A 15,219-nucleotide genomic window follows, 5' to 3' on the forward strand; every position below is an offset into this window, starting at 1 on the left:
AAGAATATGGCACAGAGACTGCTTGAAGTAAATAATCTGGTGACGTCGTTCCGCACTTCCGAAGGCACATTGCAAGCGGTCAGAGATGTTTCTTTCCATGTGGATAAAGGGGAAACGCTTTGCATCGTCGGAGAGTCCGGATGCGGAAAAAGTATTACTTCGTTATCTGTGATGCGCTTGTTGCCTTCGAACGGTTCAATTGAAAGCGGAGAGATTCTGTTGAACAACGAACCTCTCCAGAATCTATCTAATGAACAAATGCGGAAAATCCGCGGAAATAAAATGTCCATGATTTTTCAGGAGCCGATGACGGCCCTGAATCCGGTGCTGACAATCGGCTACCAATTGCGGGAGCCGCTAATGCTGCACCATAAAGTTTCAAAATCCCAGGCGTCGAAACAAAGCATCGAATTGCTGAAGCAAGTCGGCATTCCGAATGCGGAAAAACGCTTGAACCAATACCCGCATGAGTTGAGCGGAGGCATGCGCCAGCGGGTCATGATTGCTATGGCCCTCGCTTGCCATCCGACCCTGCTGATTGCTGATGAACCGACAACGGCTCTTGACGTAACGATCCAGGCGCAGATTCTTGATTTGATCAACGATTTGAAAGAGAAATTGGACATGGGCGTCCTGATGATCACGCATGACATGGGCGTCGTGGCGGAAGTCGCGGACCGTGTAATGGTCATGTATGCCGGCAAAAAGATTGAAGAAGGGCCGGTAGAAGAGATTTTCAACAATCCGAGCCATCCGTATACCATCGGCTTGCTGAATTCCGTCCCAAATGTTGATGATCCGGAATTCGAGCTCGAACCGATTCCAGGCAATATGCCCGGTTTGAATGAACAGATTTCAGGATGCCGGTTCCATCCGCGCTGCAAATTTGCAATGGACAAATGCAAGGTGGTATCGCCGCCTGATTTCGAAATATCCAAAGGCCATTCCGCAAAATGCTGGCTGAACGAAAAGGAGGGTGAAAAAGATGAAAACAGTGGAAGAGTTGCCGTCGAAGCCTGAAGTCCTGCTGGAATTGGAAAACGTCAAAAAGTATTTTCCAATCAAAGGCGGCGTGCTGAAACGCGTGGTAGGAAACGTCAAAGCTGTTGAGTCTGTTTCCCTCCAGTTATACAAAGGCGAAAGCCTGGGCGTCGTCGGTGAATCCGGCTGCGGTAAATCGACGCTTGGCCGCACAATCCTGGGGCTTGAAGAGCTGACGGACGGTAAGATCAGTTTCGATCATCAGGAAATCCAGGATCTGAGCCGGAAAGAAAAGAAGAAGTTTGTCAAAGAGATGCAGATGATTTTCCAGGATCCGTACGCCTCACTCAATCCGCGCCAACGGATCGGCCATGCGCTTGATGAAGTGTTCAAGATGCATACGGATATGTCAGCGGGAGAGCGCAAAGATGCCGTCCTGAGCCTGTTAAGGGAAGTGGGATTGAAGCCGGAGCATTACGACCGCTACCCGCATGAATTCAGCGGCGGGCAGCGCCAGCGCATCGGGATTGCAAGGGCGATTGCCTTGAATCCGTCGTTCATCATTTGTGATGAAGCGGTGTCGGCACTGGATGTTTCTGTGCAGGCGCAAGTCTTGAAGTTGCTGAAAACGATACAGGAAAAGTATAATCTATCGTATATGTTCATTTCCCATGATTTGGGCGTCGTCCGCTATTTCTGCGACCGGGTGCTGGTCATGTACCTGGGAAATACAGTGGAAATGAGCGATGTATCGAAAATCTTCAACAACCCGCTCCACCCCTATACAAAGGCATTGCTTTCCGCGATTCCAAGGCCGACCGTCAACGCGAAGCGGGAACGCATCCGCCTGGTGGGGGATATGCCGAATCCGGCGAATCCGCCTTCGGGCTGCCCATTCCATACGCGTTGCCCGATCGCACAAGAAATTTGCCGTGTGGACAAGCCGGCCTTTGTAGAACATGAAAAAGATCATTTTGCAGCATGCCATTTCGCAGGCTGAAACAATGAGCCGGGTGCTGGGGTAAACCCCTGGCAGCTGGCTCTTATTTTGAAACTGGAGGTATTTCAATGGACTATTTACAACATCCTTTCGAATCGAAGAGGCACACGGTATTCTCGAAAAAAGGCATGGTGGCGACTTCCCAGCCGCTGGCAGCGCAAGCCGGAATTGAAGTCATGCAAAACGGAGGCAATGCCATCGATGCGGCCATCGCTACTGCTGCAGCGCTGACCGTTGTCGAACCTACATCCAACGGAATCGGAGGCGATGCCTTCGCTCTGGTATGGGTAAAAGACAAACTCCATGGACTGAACAGCTCAGGGCCGGCGCCGGGAAGCATCTCGGTAGATGCAGTGAAATCGCTTGGGCATGAGAAGATGCCGGTGCATGGCGTAGTGCCGGTTACCGTGCCGGGAGTGCCGGCAGCGTGGGCGGAATTGTCCCGCAAATTCGGCAAACTGCCGTTGTCTGAAGCGCTCAAGCCGGCAATCCGCTATGCGGAGGAAGGCTATCCACTGACGCCGATCCTCGGAAAGTACTGGAAAGCGGCATACGAAAAGTTCAAAACATCATTCACGACTGAAGAATACCAGGCATGGTTCGATACATTCGCACCGAACGGCCAGGCGCCGGAAATCGGGGAAGTCTGGGCATCCCCGGGGCACGCATCGACATTGCGCGAAATTGCTGAAACGGATGCCCGCTCATTCTATGAAGGGCCGCTTGCTGAAAAGATCGATTCGTTCATGAAACAGCATAATGGCTTCTTGGCAAAAGAGGATCTAGCTGCGTTCAAGCCGGAGTGGGTGGAACCGGTCTCCGCCAATTACCGTGGCTATGACGTCTGGGAAATTCCTCCGAACGGCCAGGGGATGGTAGCGTTAATGGCGTTGAATATTTTCAAAAACCTTGACGAGCCGAAGTGGCAAAATGCCGAAACCTATCATGAGCAAATCGAATCGATGAAGCTCGCCTTTACAGACGGCAAAGAATTTATCACGGAACCGGAAGCGATGCCGGTGAGTGTCGAGCATTTGCTGTCAGAAGAATATGCCAAGCAGCGTGCTGGCACAATCGGGGAAGAGGCGGCACAGCCTGTTCCATATGAATTGCCTAAAGGCGGCACGGTTTACCTATCGGCAGCGGACGAAGAAGGAAATATGATCTCCTATATCCAAAGCAATTATATGGGCTTCGGTTCAGGGATTGTTATCCCAGGAACAGGAATCGGCCTGCAAAACCGCGGCGCGGACTTTTCGCTCGACGAACAGCATCCGAACGTCCTGAAAGGCGGAAAGCGCACCTACCACACCATCATTCCAGGATTCCTGACAAAAGACGGCAAGGCTGTAGGGCCTTTTGGCGTGATGGGCGGTTATATGCAGCCGCAGGGGCATTTCCAGGTGGTCACCAACACCGTCGACTATTTATTGAATCCACAGGCAGCGCTGGATATGCCGAGATGGCAATGGATGGGGGACAAGACGATTTTGGTGGAACCGAACTTCCCGAATTACTTGGCGCAGGCCCTTGCCCGCAAAGGCCATGCGATCCAGGTAGCTACCGACGGCGGCGCATTCGGCCGCGGCCAAATCATTTGGCGAAATCCTGAAACGGGCGTTCTGGCAGGCGGCACAGAATCCCGTACCGACGGAGCAGTGGCTGTTTGGTAACCGAAGGGAAAAACCGGGTGAAGCCGGGCATGGGCGCGGGACTGAAAACGAATACCGACTTGTTCGCCGCCTTTTTCCGTGTCGGTATGCTGGGGTTCGGAGGCGGGCCATCGGCAATTCCCCTCTTCCATGCAGAAGCGGTCAAGAAGTATAAATGGATGTCGGAAGACGAATTCGGCGACACGCTGGCATTGGGAAATACCATGCCTGGACCGATTGCCACGAAGATGGCAGGTTATATCGGCTACCGGGTCGGCGGAATCCTCGGCTGCATCATCGCCTTGGTCGCTGTCGCCGTGCCGACGGTATTGCTGATGATCCTGCTCCTTGGCGCTTTGCAGCAATTCAAGGGCGTTGAATGGGTAAACAGCATGTCTGCAGCAGTGGTGCCGGTTGTCGGCGTCATGCTCGGCGTCATGACCTGGGACTTCATCAAAAAATCCGGCCAGTCGCTCGGCTGGCCAAGAGCGTTGTTCCTGCTCGTTGTATCCGTTCTTCTTATGGAAGTGCTGCACGTCCATCCGGTCATTCTGATTGTCGGCGTACTTCTTCTCGTATTGGTCGGATTCAGGAAGGGAGGCGCAGCCAAATGATCTATTGGTCCATTTTTCTCGCTTTTTTCATTCCCGGCATCCTGGGGTATGGTGGCGGTCCGGCTTCTATTCCATTGGTGGAAAAAGAAGTCGTCGACCGTTACGGCTGGATGACGACACAGGAATTCGGGGAAGTGCTGGCGCTCGGCAATGCATTGCCTGGTCCAATTGCCACCAAAATGGCAGGATACATCGGTTATATGGAAGGGGGCATCCTTGGATCCGTAATTGGTTTGTTCGCTTCTGTGGCGCCTTCCTTGATTCTTATGATCGGCTTGATGATGACGTTGATGAAGTACAAAGATTCACCGAAAGTCAAAAACATCACCAAAATGATCCGGCCGATCATCGCTGTGCTGCTGGGCGCGATGACGCTCCAGTTCTTCCTGGCATCCTATGAAACTTCAGGAAGTGTGCAGACCATCGTGCTTATAGCCGTCAGCTACTGGATGCTTGAGATCCGGAAAATCCATCCGGCATTTGTCATCCTGCTCGCCCTCGCTTATGGGGGCATTTCCGGGCTCTTATAAAGAACAGAACCACCTGTATCATGCAGGTGGTTTTTATGTTGAGCAGATTCTTTTACTATTGTTTCGAGATAAATTATGATAATCAAAGCGGACAAACAGTATCCGCGTTAGCATGGAATTGAGGTGGAACTATTGCACATGAAAACGGGAGTGGAACAATCGGTGTATGCGATTCTTTTGCTGAATATGCTGCCAAGCAAAGCCGTGCTGCCGGGCGAAGCCATCAGCCAGCAATTGAATGCATCCCCGACTTATTTCCAGAAACTATTGAGAAAGCTGGTCAGCGCCGGCCTCATCGCATCAGTGCCGGGGGCCAAAGGCGGATTCAAGCTGCAGAAGCGGCCCGAAGAGATTTGTGTATATGATGTCTACCTTGCAGTGGAAGGGCGGCAATCGCTGTACTCGCCAAGCGGGATCATGGGCGATATGCTGAATCTGGAAACAAAAGAGGATAGCTGCTTGCTGGCCGGTTTGATGGAAGAGGCAGAAACGGCCTGGACCAAGGTTATGCAGCGTGAAACCATTGCCTCGCTTGCTGAAAAGATGACGGAACAGCGGTTCCTCCGGCAGACTGAAATGCTTGAGCAATGGCTGAAAGATAAAATGGTATGTTAAAGAAAGGGGCGGAAAGAGATGATCGCCAGTTTGGCCAGAATAAATGAACTTTCGAAAAAAGCGAAAGAAACCGGATTGACCAATGCGGAAAAAGTGGAGCAGCAAGTGCTTCGCGAAGATTATTTGCGAGAGATCCGCGGGCAGGTCGAAAGCACGGTCACGAACATGACTGTCATTGATCCGCTCGGCAAAGATGTAACTCCTGAAAAAGCTAAAAACGTAAAAAATGCAAAACCCTACACTCTTATAGAAAGAACGTGAAAATAGATGAAAAATGACTATTTAGTAAAAGCTTTGGCTTATGACGGCCAAATCCGTGCTTATGCAACCCGTACAACCGATGCAGTGGGCGAAGCCCAGCGCCGCCATTATACATGGCCAACCGCATCAGCAGCACTCGGGCGTTCCATGACGGCCAGCGTCATGCTCGGTGCCATGATGAAAGGCGAAGAGAAATTGACGATCAAGATCAACGGCAACGGTCCGTTGGGAACGATTCTGGTGGATGCTAACGCCAAAGGGGAAGTCCGCGGCTATGTTTCCAATCCGCAGACCCACTTCGATTTGAATGAAAAAGGAAAATTGGATGTAAGAAGAGCGGTGGGAACTGAAGGCACGCTATCGGTTTCAAAAGACATCGGGCTGCTTCAGCCGTTTGTCGGCCAAGTGCCGCTTGTCTCCGGCGAACTGGGCGAAGACTTCACCCATTATATCGTCACTTCGGAGCAGGTGCCATCCTCTGTCGGCGTCGGCGTAATTGTCAACCCGGACAACACCATCCAGGCATCTGGCGGCTTTATTATCCAGTTGATGCCGGGAACATCCGAAGAAGTGATTTCAGGCATTGAAAAACGCCTATCGGAAATCCCGACGATTTCGAATATGGTCCGCGACGGCTTGACGCCGGAAGAAATCCTGGAAGAAGTGCTCGGCTCGGGGAACGTCAAGTTCCTGGAAACCATGCCAGTGAATTTCCAATGCCAATGCTCAAGGGACCGGATCTCCAACGCCATTGTCGGCCTTGGATCGGAAGAAATCCAGGACATGATCGTGACAGACGGCCAAGCTGAAGCGCAATGCCATTTCTGTAATGAAAAGTACTTGTTTACGAAAGAAAACCTGGAAGACATGCTTGAAGAAACCATCATTTAAAGAGCGCCTCCGCTGCTGCGGAGGTGTTTTTTTATTGGATAAGAGAGCGAATGGGTTGGTTTTTGAAAGGCGATATGCTATTATTATCTCGAATTCAAGATAAGTTTATCTTAAGCCAAAAAGGGAAACTAACCAACAGGGCGACCTGATTATGTAGGAGGTAACAGCAATGAAGCATTTATTCAAACAAGGTTCGAATACGGAAAAACCGGTCTTTTTGGTGCTGCACGGCACCGGAGGGAACGAACAGGATCTTATGCCGCTCGCAGCCCATATCGATCCTGAAGCTTCAGTACTAAGCGTGAGGGGCAATGTCTCTGAAAACGGCATGCCGCGCTTTTTCAAGCGTCTGGCTGAAGGAGTATTCGACATGGAAGACCTGAAGTTCCGGACAAAAGAGCTTTATGACTTCATCGGGAAAGCAGCAGAAGAGCATGGGTTTGACCGCAGCAACGTTTTAGCGGTCGGTTATTCCAACGGCGCGAATATTGCGGCCAATCTTCTGTTCACCTATGCGGATGCGTTAAAAGGCGCAATTCTTCATCATCCGATGGTGCCGGACCGCGAAGCGCAGCTGCCGGATTTGACGGGTACTCCTGTGTTTATCGCAGCCGGAACCAACGATCCCATCTGCCCGGCAGAGGAATCCACGGACCTGCAGCAGCTTCTCGCAACAGCAGGAGCAAAAGTGGACCTTCATTGGGAAAACTACGGCCACCAATTGACAATGCCGGAAGTCGAAGCAGCAAAACGCTGGTACGACAGCAATCTATAAAAATTAAAGGCCCCTCTCATGCAAGAGGGGCCTTTCAACTTTTTCGAGGAGGGATAAGATGCAGGAGAACAAGCACATCCAGCAACAATTGGAAGCGTGGGTCAAGGAAAACAAAGGGCATGCGGTGCTCGGGACAACGGCGCAGTATATTCCGGCGCTTGGCAAAGTCGATCCGAGCCTTCTCGGCATCTGCATGGTCGATGAAGACGGCCACTATTACTGCGCCGGGGATACAGACAAAGAATTTACGCTGCAGAGCATTTCAAAAGCGCTGACGTTCATTGCCCTCAGCTGCCATTACGGGTTGGATTTCGTTTTGGAACGGGTTGATGTTGAACCGACCGGGGAAGCATTCAATTCGATCATCCCGTTTGAGATCCATCGGCCGAACAAGCCGTTCAATCCATTCATCAATGCCGGAGCTATTACCGTTTCCGCACTGTTGCCGGGACCAACAAGCCAGAAAAAATATGAATACCTGCTGAACTTTCTGGAAAGCCTGGTCGGGCATCCGCTCGAAATGGACAAGGAAGTCTACGATTCCGAATGGAAGACCTCCCATCGCAATCGAGCGCTCGCCTATTACCTGAAAGAAGCGAAGTTTCTCGATATCGAAGTCGAAGAGGCGCTGGATATTTACATCCGGCAGTGTTCCATTAAGATCAGCGTCAAGGATCTGGCGCTGATCGGCCTGATCATCGCCTATGACGGATTCAATCCGATCACCAAAGAAAAGCATTTCTCTGAAGAAATTGCTCAAGTGGCGAAAGTCTTGATGGTGACGTGCGGGATGTACAATTCGTCCGGCAATTTCGCAGCGCATGTCGGCATTCCGGCAAAGAGCGGTGTGTCGGGAGGCATCATGGCAGCCGTGCCGCCGAAGCTCCATTCGCAGACAAATGAGTTTCGTGCCGGTGCCGGAATCGGCGTCTACGGACCGGCAATCGATGTGCAGGGTAATAGCGCCGCAGGCACGATGATGCTAAGGCAGATTTCAAAGGAATGGGATTTAAGCATATTTTAGTAGCCGGCCTGCAACCAGCAATTGCAGGCCGCTTTTTTTATTAAAAAAGGAGAAGTATTGCATGGAGATGACAATTTCGTGCATTATAATACATCAGTCCCTAAAAATCAATAAAATGTTTAAGGAATTTTCGTCCGGGTATCTTCAAAGTAGCAAGGTTTTTCAACGATACACATACAAAATTGGAGGAATGGAAAATGGCCAACAATAAGTTTATGGGGACGTTTGACAGCGAAACCGAAGTATTGCGAAAAATCGAAGACTTGAAAGCACAAGGGATTTCCGAAGACCATATGTACGTCATGGCACATGATAAGGATCAGCTTTCAATGGTCCGCGGCCGGACAGATGTGGATTACAAATCTGCAGAAGGCGGCTGGATGGACAAATTCATGGGCTTCCTTTCCGGAAATGAACCTGTACGAGAAGCATTTTCCGGTATGGGCGTAGACGATCAGGAGGCGGACCGGTATTATCGCGATGTGCAGAACGGCAAAATCCTCTTGTTCGTTGACCAGGAAATCGGGGATACGTATTCGAACAACAATACGCAGCGCGGAAGTTCCGTATATGGCGACCCGTTGAACAACACTACCGGAGCTGCAGGATATGTCGGAGCAGCCGATTCAGGCGAACCGCGCAGCTATGGCGATTCGGGAACAGTTGCCCGCGATGGCCTGACAGTGGACACGAATGAATCAAATGACATCAACTACCACCGCGACCGTGGATTGATCGATTCAGACGATGTAGCAGCATCACGCCGTCTGGATGAGGACGAGACAGCTGGGGTCGGCCGTGATACAGGAACAGGATTCGGCCTAGGGCCAGGTGCTTCTGTAGATGGACGAAGTGAACGTGACGTTAATGACTTTTCTGCAACCAATGAATTGGAGAGTGATCGCATGAATGGAAGAGATGACCGTACTACCAATGAATTCAGAGACAATGATTTCCGTGACAACGATTTGGACCGCAATGCAACGGAAGAAGAGCGCCTGCGCCTTCATGAAGAGCGTCTGCATGTCAACAAAGACCGCGTCCAGACAGGTGAAGTGAACGTCGGCAAGCACGTCGTGGAAAGTGAGCAATCGATTGATGTGCCGGTAGAGCGTGAAGAAGTATATGTTGAACGGCGCCCGGTTGATGAAGAAGTGAGCGGAACGGACGCTGCGGCTTATCAGGAAGGTGATACAATCCACATTCCATTGACGGAAGAGCGTGTGGAAGTTTCTAAAACCGACGTCGTCAGCGAAGAAATCGTTGTCGGCAAGAAAAAAGTCCAGGATACCGAAACAGTGCGTGAAACGGTCCGCAAAGAAGAAGCGGATATCGACGAAGGCACTACCTTTAACAAGCGTGACGACGACCTGGATGATTTGGACCGTAACCGGAAAGATCGTTTCTAATAAATAAAGCAGGAACGGGACGGGGGAAATCTCCCCGTCTTTTTTTCTGCATCTGGCATATAATAGAAGAGGAAAGTTTGGAGGAGTTGCTATGGACGGCAAGAAAAGAAGCGATGTCAAACCCGGTCTCGAAGTCAACGTCATCTTGAAACAGGACCAGCGGAGCGGCAAGAAAACCCGCGGCATCGTCAAAGATTTATTGACCAATTCGCCCACGCATCCGCACGGCATCAAAGTCCGTCTTCAAGACGGGCAAGTTGGCCGTGTTTGTGAAATTCTAAGCGAGAAATAAGGTACGGAAATGAGATGATTGAAAAGGCTCACCTAGTGGAGCCTTTTCTTTATGTCCAGTCTCCAGCGACCAGATTCTCGGGGTCATAAGCCGACCCGGCTGTGCGGCAAGGAGCGCCGCTTCGCCGGTCCGTCTTATGCCCGTCGAATCTCCCGGGGCGCTTGCGCATTTCGTTGTGTCCAGTCTCCAGCGCCCAGATTCTCGGGGTCATAAGCCGGCGAATCCTCCGCATTTCTGTGGTAAAATAAAAGGACTGAAAATGCGAAGGAGCCATGTCGTATGAGCAATTTTTTTGAGCGGAAGCAAAAACAGCTTGGAGTCGAGCTGAATAAAATACAGCGCAAGGCAGTCGAGCGCACAGAAGGGCCCCTTCTCCTGCTGGCTTGTCCGGGATCGGGCAAAACGACAACGATGATCATGCGCATCGGCTATTTGATCGAAGAGAAGCAAGTTGATCCGCGCCGCATCAAGGCAATCACGTTCAGCAAGGCCTCAGCCCTGGATATGCAAGAGCGCTACAAGCGTTTTTTTCCAAAACTTGCACCAGTTGATTTCTCTACTATCCACAGCTTGGCTTTTCAAATCACTCGTGAATATTTCGCGGATTCCCGGTACATCATGATCGAAGGCAGCGAAAGCCACGGGCTTCATAAAAAGCGCCTGCTCCGTGAAATGTTTGAAACCGAAGTCGGCGAGCCAATCACCGATGACCAGTTGGATGAATTGACATCATTCATCAGCTTCATCAAAAACAAGATGGCGCCGAGGGAGGGGTGGCATAAACTGGCCGCTCCTTTTGACGGAGCAGTTGAAATCGCGAAAACGTATGAAGCGTTCAAAGAAAACTATGACGTTAGGTTAGTTGATTTCGATGATATGCTGTCATTGGCAAACGAGGCATTGGAGAAAAACCCGGAATTGCTTGCCAAATATCAGCAGCGATGGGATTACGTGATGACTGATGAAAGCCAGGATACTTCCATGGTCCAGCATGCCATCGTCGAAAAACTGGTGGCGCGCCACAACAACCTTTGCGTCGTTGCGGACGATGACCAGTCCATCTACACGTGGCGTGCGGCGGAACCGACCTATCTCTTGAAATTCAAGACGGTTTATCCGGATGCGTACGTCATGAAAATGGAACGGAACTACCGCTCGACGAAAAACATCGTTGACGCCGCCAATATCTTCATAAAAGCGAATAAAAAACGCCACGACAAGAATATGTTCACCAAAGAGCCTGCCGGAAGCCCGATCGTCATCAAACGGTTGGCCTCCGAAGATGCCCAGCTCCAATACGTCATGAAAGAATTGAAGCAACTGAACAATTTCGGGGAAGTGGCGATTTTGTACCGCAATAATTCTTCCTCGACGCTGCTGATGAGCGAATTGGACCGTCTGGGCATCCCTTTTTATATGAAAGATGCAGATAATCGCTTTTTCCAGCATTGGATTGTCGAAGATATGCTGAACTTTATGCGCTTCAGCTTGAAGCCGGAGCGAGTTGATATCTATGCTAAAATTGCATCGAAGACCAATGCCTATTGGTCCGGCAGCCAATTGAAAAGTTTAAGCCGCATGAAGCCGACTGAAAAAAATGCGTTTGATGAAATCAATCTCAGCGTGACCCTGAAAGATTACCAGATCAAGATTCTGGGGGAGCAGAAGAAATGGTTCAGTGCATTAAACAATATGAAGCCGTTGAAAGTGATCCGCACGATCCGGGCGGACTTAGGGTACGATCAGATGCTTGCCAGCCGTGCGGAGAAGTTCGGCATGCGCCTGCAATACTTGGAGCAAATCCTTATAACGCTTGAACAGATTGCAGCACCACTTGACAATATGGTGGCATTTGCAAAACGGCTCAAGGAGCTTGAGCAAGTCACGCAAAATGCCAAAGCCGAGAAAACGGACGACATGCTGACCTTGTCCACGTTCCACAGTTCAAAGGGGCTTGAATTTGACCGTGTCTACATGATCGATTTAGTGGAAGGCGTCATCCCGACAGAAGAAGATACAGAGCAGCCGGACCTGCTCGAAGAAGCCCGCCGGCTGTTCTATGTCGGCATGACCCGGGCGAAAAAGCACCTGGAGCTGATCAGCTTTGACAGTGGATCCCGGTTTGTTGATGAAGTCCGGGATATCATCTTGCCGGCTGGAACCCAGCCGAAACCGAAGCGGGCTGCAGTGCAGACGCCGATCAAAGTGAAAGTGCCGGACAATCCGAATGCGGTCCAGGCGGACGATGAGCTGGTGGAAGGCGCCAAAGTCCGCCACCGGGTATTCGGAGCCGGGGAAATCATCGAACGGGACCACGAGCGCATCGTCATCCAATTTGCAAAAGAGCGGAAAGAGCTGATGATCGACATATGCCTCAGCTATAAGTTGCTGGAAGTGATCGGGTAACCGGCAAAAGGAATGGGAAGTTTACAGAACGCGGGGAAATGGACATGAGAATTAGAGATTGGAATAGAAATTTAAAAGTTCGCCTCATTGGCGAATTTTTTATGAACACAAGTTACTGGATGGTCTTTCCGTTCCTCGCAATATATTTTGCCGAGGAGTTCGGAAAAAGCACGGCCGGATTGCTGCTGGTCGTGTCGCAAGTATTCTCCGTAGCGGCGAACTTGGTTGGCGGCTATTGTGCTGATAGGTTCGGGCGCCGGACAATGCTCGTTTTCGCATCGTTCGGCCAGGGCCTGGCGTTTTTGCTGTTCGCTTACGCCAATTCGCCTTGGCTCGAGTCGCCGATGCTCGGCTTTATCGCCTTCACGATTGCCGGGATGGGCGGCTCGCTGTACTGGCCGGCAAGCCAGGCGATGATTGCCGACGTCATTCCGGAAAAATACCGGAGCGATGTTTTTGCCATTTTCTATACGACATTGAATATTGCCGTAGTCGTCGGGCCGTTGTTCGGGGCCGTGCTGTTTTTCTCTTATCGGTTCGAGCTGCTGCTCATAGTAGCCGTCATCTCGATGGTGCTCGGATTCGTGCTGCGGCTTTATACCAATGAAACCTTGCCGGAGAGCGTAAAAGAGAAATGGGAAGCGGAAGTTTCCACCGGTTTCGCCGGTGCGGTCGCCAAACAGGTTAAGGAATACGGCGTAATATTCAAGGACAAGCTATTCTTGCTGTTTGTCGTTGCCGGGATATTGGGGGCGCAGACTTTCATGCAGCTGGACCTTTTAATTCCGGTCTATTTGAAAGAAACGATAGATGTGCAGACTGTGGCTTCTGTTTTCGGAAAAGAATGGAATGTGACAGGGGAGACGTCTTTTGGGGTGCTATTGTCAGAGAACGGCCTCTTGGTGGCTTTGTTCACCGTCATCATCACCAGGTGGATGACGAGGTTCCGGGAAAAATGGGTCTTCTTCATGTCAGCGATGCTGTATGGCGTGTCGATGCTGCTCTTTCCGATTACTGACTGGTTCTGGATGTTCGTTTTAGCCATGGCGGTTTTCACTTTTGCTGAATTGATGGTCGTTGGTGTCCAGCAGAGCTTCATTTCAAAATTGGCGCCTGAAGAAATGCGCGGTCAGTATTTTGCTGCAGCCAGCATGCGCTACACGATCGGCCGGATGATTGCACCGATGTCGATTCCAATGACGGCATGGTTCGGGTTCGGATGGACGTTCACGATACTCGCAATTCTCGCGGCCGCAAGCGGCTTGATTTATTATTGGATGTTCGAACTGTTTGAAAAAACGCCTTCCCATTAAGGGAAGGCGTTTTTGGCTTATGAGTCTTTACGAACCATTTTCAGAAGCATGTGAGCCAGCATGTGCTGTTCTTCTTTATCGCCGACTTTCCATAATTCCTGCAGTACATATTCCTCGCGGTTTTTCGGATCCTCGTTTTTCGCCAGGTAGCCTGCAACTTTTTCTGTGATCTGAGCCAAACGTTCTTCACTCAAGCCCATTTTTTCGCCGATTTCGACTTTGGAACCTAAATAGCTTTTGAATTTCTCGAAATTCGCTAGGATATCCTCTTTTTTCTCGTCGTCAAAATTCTTTAGTTTATCTTCTACTTTTTTGTCTACGTTTTCCATTTTTTACACTCTCCTTTATTTTTCATTGCACTCTTTGTTTACCTCACTCAACGACTTTTAAACGTCTGAATTGTTAAAAAAGAAGGATTGCACAGTTTAACGTAGAAGTCTTAAGGGAACGGATACACTAGCATGGATTTTAAGGAGGATGAGAATTTTATGATACTATACGATGAGATCCAGAAGTTAAAAGCATTTCGATGTGAAGACCGCTGTGTACTAAGCGTATATCTGAATACCAATCCTGCAGATTCAGAAGCCCAGAACGGGGCTTGGAAAATCCACTTAAAGAACGGCTTGAAGCGGCTGGATGAATACCTCACTGCTTCGAAAAACGAAAAAGAGCTCAAGGCTTACCGGGATTTGAAGAAGAAGGTTGAGCGCGAAATCATTGACCATCAAGGTGAATTGCAGAAAGGGGTCGTCATATTCGCTTCCCCGACTGAGAACCTCTGGTGGGTCAGATATGTACAAATATCGGTAAAGAACAATTTCTACTGGGAAGAAACACCGCAATTGGACCAGTTGCGGTATATGTATAAAGCTTATCCGTATGCTGGCATTGTGATGCCGAGCCTGAAAGGGATCCGGGTGCTCGATACTTCGATGGGCATCATCAATGAGGAGATTTTCTACGAATTTGATTCCGGATTGGAAGTCTGGACAGAACAGCAAGGAGTACGTACATCCGGACGTATACAAGGCCGGTCATCTGGACCGGGAACAGGCGCCGGGGGTGCTGGCGGAACAAGCCCGGCAGTCGGCGGAACGGTCGGCGGGAGCCCAGTAGATGAGCTGGACCACCGCTTACGGGAGAACCTGGAACGGTTCTACAAGAGCATGGGCGGCAAAATCGAAAAGCTGAAAAAAGAGCGTAAATGGGAGGAAATCCATGTAGTCGGCGATGCTGAACATGCGAAATCGTTCAGCAAGACGCTGCAGGACAAACCGAAGAACTGTGTCTACAAGAACTTGTTCAATAACGATCCAGGGAAAATCCTCCATGAAGTGTTTGAAGTTTAAATGAGAAAGCTCCGGCGTGAATTGAACTGAACCCCAAATGGTAGACACTTTATAAAAGTGACCCCATTTGGGGTTTTTTCTATTTTCACACCCCGGTATACTGA

The 15,219-nt window shown here is 50.2% G+C and carries 17 protein-coding genes; 15 read left to right on the forward strand and 2 right to left on the reverse strand.

Annotated elements, in window-relative coordinates; all coding sequences use genetic code 11:
* Positions 1-6: 6 nt before the first annotated feature.
* The 12 genes from ACFSDB_RS02425 (at position 7) to ACFSDB_RS02480 (ending at position 10,044) form a co-directional block, all read left to right on the forward strand.
* Complete coding sequence (locus ACFSDB_RS02425) at positions 7-1,020, forward strand: ABC transporter ATP-binding protein (protein ID WP_204891197.1); 1,014 nt, start codon at positions 7-9, stop codon at positions 1,018-1,020.
* Positions 986-1,981 (forward strand): ABC transporter ATP-binding protein, encoded by a 996-nt coding sequence (locus ACFSDB_RS02430; RefSeq protein ID WP_204891196.1) that lies wholly within the window; start codon positions 986-988, stop codon positions 1,979-1,981. Before ACFSDB_RS02425 ends, ACFSDB_RS02430 begins: the two co-directional genes overlap by 35 nt.
* A 68-nt stretch (positions 1,982-2,049) precedes the next feature.
* Entirely contained in the window at positions 2,050-3,654 is a 1,605-nt protein-coding gene (locus ACFSDB_RS02435) for a gamma-glutamyltransferase family protein (RefSeq protein WP_204891195.1), read from the forward strand.
* 29 nt (positions 3,655-3,683) lie between these two features.
* Entirely contained in the window at positions 3,684-4,247 is a 564-nt protein-coding gene (locus tag ACFSDB_RS02440) for a chromate transporter (RefSeq protein WP_204891685.1), read from the forward strand.
* Positions 4,244-4,777, forward strand: coding sequence for a chromate transporter (locus tag ACFSDB_RS02445; protein ID WP_204891194.1), 534 nt, complete (start codon positions 4,244-4,246; stop codon positions 4,775-4,777). The genes ACFSDB_RS02440 and ACFSDB_RS02445 overlap by 4 nt, the downstream gene beginning before the upstream one ends.
* Before the next feature lie 132 nt (positions 4,778-4,909).
* Positions 4,910-5,392 (forward strand): RrF2 family transcriptional regulator, encoded by a 483-nt coding sequence (locus tag ACFSDB_RS02450; protein ID WP_204891193.1) that lies wholly within the window; start codon positions 4,910-4,912, stop codon positions 5,390-5,392.
* An 18-nt stretch (positions 5,393-5,410) separates the two neighbouring features.
* Positions 5,411-5,653 (forward strand): DUF896 domain-containing protein, encoded by a 243-nt coding sequence (locus ACFSDB_RS02455; protein WP_204891192.1) that lies wholly within the window; start codon positions 5,411-5,413, stop codon positions 5,651-5,653.
* Between the two features lie 6 nt (positions 5,654-5,659).
* A complete protein-coding gene (gene hslO / locus ACFSDB_RS02460; protein ID WP_204891191.1) occupies positions 5,660-6,544 on the forward strand; it encodes an Hsp33 family molecular chaperone HslO in 885 nt (294 codons plus the stop codon).
* A gap of 169 nt (positions 6,545-6,713) precedes the next feature.
* Positions 6,714-7,319, forward strand: a complete 606-nt coding sequence (locus tag ACFSDB_RS02465) for an alpha/beta hydrolase (RefSeq protein ID WP_204891190.1) — start codon at positions 6,714-6,716, stop codon at positions 7,317-7,319.
* Between the two features lie 58 nt (positions 7,320-7,377).
* Positions 7,378-8,343, forward strand: coding sequence for a glutaminase (locus tag ACFSDB_RS02470; protein WP_204891189.1), 966 nt, complete (start codon positions 7,378-7,380; stop codon positions 8,341-8,343).
* A 197-nt stretch (positions 8,344-8,540) separates the two neighbouring features.
* Positions 8,541-9,752, forward strand: coding sequence for a DUF2382 domain-containing protein (locus ACFSDB_RS02475; RefSeq protein WP_204891188.1), 1,212 nt, complete (start codon positions 8,541-8,543; stop codon positions 9,750-9,752).
* 91 nt (positions 9,753-9,843) lie between these two features.
* Entirely contained in the window at positions 9,844-10,044 is a 201-nt protein-coding gene (locus ACFSDB_RS02480; RefSeq protein WP_204891187.1) for a YwbE family protein, read from the forward strand.
* Positions 10,045-10,093: 49 nt separating this feature from the next.
* On the opposite strand, the gene ACFSDB_RS02485 is transcribed toward ACFSDB_RS02480, so the two are convergent.
* Positions 10,094-10,255: a hypothetical protein gene (locus ACFSDB_RS02485; RefSeq protein ID WP_204891186.1), complete on the reverse strand. Its 162-nt coding sequence runs from the start codon at positions 10,253-10,255 to the stop codon at positions 10,094-10,096.
* A 68-nt stretch (positions 10,256-10,323) separates the two neighbouring features.
* On the opposite strand from ACFSDB_RS02485, the gene ACFSDB_RS02490 reads away from it, so the two are divergent.
* Together ACFSDB_RS02490 and ACFSDB_RS02495 are read left to right on the forward strand one after the other, a co-directional pair.
* Positions 10,324-12,450 (forward strand): ATP-dependent helicase, encoded by a 2,127-nt coding sequence (locus tag ACFSDB_RS02490; protein WP_204891185.1) that lies wholly within the window; start codon positions 10,324-10,326, stop codon positions 12,448-12,450.
* 44 nt (positions 12,451-12,494) lie between these two features.
* Positions 12,495-13,763, forward strand: coding sequence for an MDR family MFS transporter (locus tag ACFSDB_RS02495; protein WP_204891184.1), 1,269 nt, complete (start codon positions 12,495-12,497; stop codon positions 13,761-13,763).
* Between the two features lie 17 nt (positions 13,764-13,780).
* Here ACFSDB_RS02495 and ACFSDB_RS02500 read toward each other — a convergent pair whose 3' ends face one another.
* Entirely contained in the window at positions 13,781-14,092 is a 312-nt protein-coding gene (locus tag ACFSDB_RS02500; RefSeq protein ID WP_204891183.1) for a DUF3243 domain-containing protein, read from the reverse strand.
* 159 nt (positions 14,093-14,251) lie between these two features.
* Here ACFSDB_RS02500 and ACFSDB_RS02505 point away from each other — a divergent pair, with 159 nt between their 5' ends.
* Positions 14,252-15,115: a VLRF1 family aeRF1-type release factor gene (locus tag ACFSDB_RS02505; protein WP_204891182.1), complete on the forward strand. Its 864-nt coding sequence runs from the start codon at positions 14,252-14,254 to the stop codon at positions 15,113-15,115.
* The last annotated feature ends 104 nt before the right edge of the window (positions 15,116-15,219 follow it).

The sequence above is a fragment of the Planococcus chinensis genome (assembly GCF_042681545.1).
Classification (GTDB): Bacteria; Bacillota; Bacilli; order Bacillales_A; family Planococcaceae; genus Planococcus; species Planococcus chinensis.